The organism is Streptomyces hygroscopicus, from assembly GCF_026168105.1.
GTDB lineage: Bacteria > Actinomycetota > Actinomycetes > Streptomycetales > Streptomycetaceae > Streptomyces > Streptomyces hygroscopicus_D.
Genome location: NZ_LBMW01000140.1, coordinates 1 through 1,680, shown reverse-complemented (window position 1 = coordinate 1,680; position 1,680 = coordinate 1). Strand labels below are relative to the sequence as shown.

General features: G+C 69.4%; 1 protein-coding gene. It reads right to left on the bottom strand.

Annotated elements, in window-relative coordinates; all coding sequences use genetic code 11:
- Nucleotides 1-1,680: condensation domain-containing protein (locus tag AAW14_RS39255; protein ID WP_265569245.1), on the bottom strand; the 1,680-nt coding region annotated here is incomplete at both ends.

The following is a 1,680-nucleotide window of genomic DNA, read 5'->3' as shown; positions in this document are numbered from 1 at the left end:
TCCGGCGTCCGCACCACCTGCGCCTCGAACAACCCCACCACCGACGAGCCCACAACCTCTACGGCAGTGTCATTCCACCCCACCAACACCCGCTCACGCTCAGCGGCATCCATCACATCCACCGCCGTGACCGGCACACCTGTATCCCGGGTCACCACATCCAGCACCCTCACCCACGCCGACGCGATCCGCCCGGCCCACACCGGATCGAACAGATCCGCCGACACCGTCACCGTTCCACGCACACCCGCCGGTCGACCATCCGCACCGAACACCTCGCCCACCAGCACATCGAGGTCGAACTTCGCCGCGGCGTCGAACACGGTCGGCTCGAGCACAGACCGTCCGGACTCCGTCGAGCGGTCCGCCGACGGCGCGCCGGTCTGCATGCCGGGCAAGTCGAGTACCGCGTCGACGGTGTTCTGCTTGGTGAGGACCACCTGGAAGAGCGGGTGGCGGGCCATCGAGCGGGCCGGGGCCAGCTCCTCCACCAGCTTCTCGAACGGCACATCCTGGTGCGCCAACGCCGACAGCGTCGCCTCCCGCACCCGGCCCAGCACCTCCCGGAACGTCGGCTCACCCGACAGATCCGTCCGCACCACCAGCGTGTTGATGAAGAACCCGACCAGATCGTCCAACGCCTCATCCGTACGCCCGGCATTGGCCGAACCGATCGGAATGTCCGTCCCCGCACCCAGCTTCGACAGCAGCACCGCCAGCGACGCCTGCAACACCATGAACGGGGTCACGCCCTCGGCCCGGGCCACCTGGGTCAGCCGCGCGTGCGTCTCCGCCGGCACCTCGACCGCCACCTGGTGTCCACGGTGTGAGGACACCGCCGGACGCGGACGATCGAACGGCAGCTCCAGCTCCTGTGGCGAGCCGTTCAACGCGTCACGCCAGTAGATCATCTGACGTGCCATCACACTGTCAGGATCTTCCTCCTCGCCGAGGACCTCGCGCTGCCAGAGCGTGTAGTCGGCGTACTGCACCGGCAACGGCTTCCACTCGGGCGCCCGGCCCTCGCTCCGCGCCGCGTACGCAACCGACAGGTCCCGCGCCAGCGGCCCCCTCGACCAGCCGTCGCTGGCCACGTGGTGCATCACCACGACCAGCACCCGCTCCTCCGGCCCGGCTTCGAACAGCCAGGCACGGAAGGGCACTTCGGATGTCAGGTCGAACGCGTGACCAAGGGCCCCTTCGACCGCGGCCTCGAGGTCGTCCGGTGCCACCTCGGACACCGACAGTTCCCACTCGAGTGCCTCGAGTTCGAGGATCTGCTGGTGCGGCTCACCGTCGACGACCGGGAACACCGTGCGCAGCACCTCGTGCCGACCGATCACGTCCCGAAATGCGGCGGCGAGGGCATCGCGGTCCACACGGTCCGACAGCGCCACCACGGCCGGGACGTTGTAGGTCGGGCTGGGCCCTTCGAGCTGGTTGATGAACCAGAGCCGGCGCTGCGCGAACGACAACGGCACCCGCTCCGGGCGCTCTCGCGCCGTGAGCACTGCCCGGGCCCGGTCCGCGTCTGCCAGCCGGGCCGCCAGCCGTGCCACCGTCGGCGCCTCGAACAGTGCCCGCAGCGGCATCTCCACGCCCAGGACGGACCGCACCCGACTCACCAGCCGAATCGCGAGGAGGGAGTGACCACCGAGGCGGAAGAAGTCGTCGTCCACA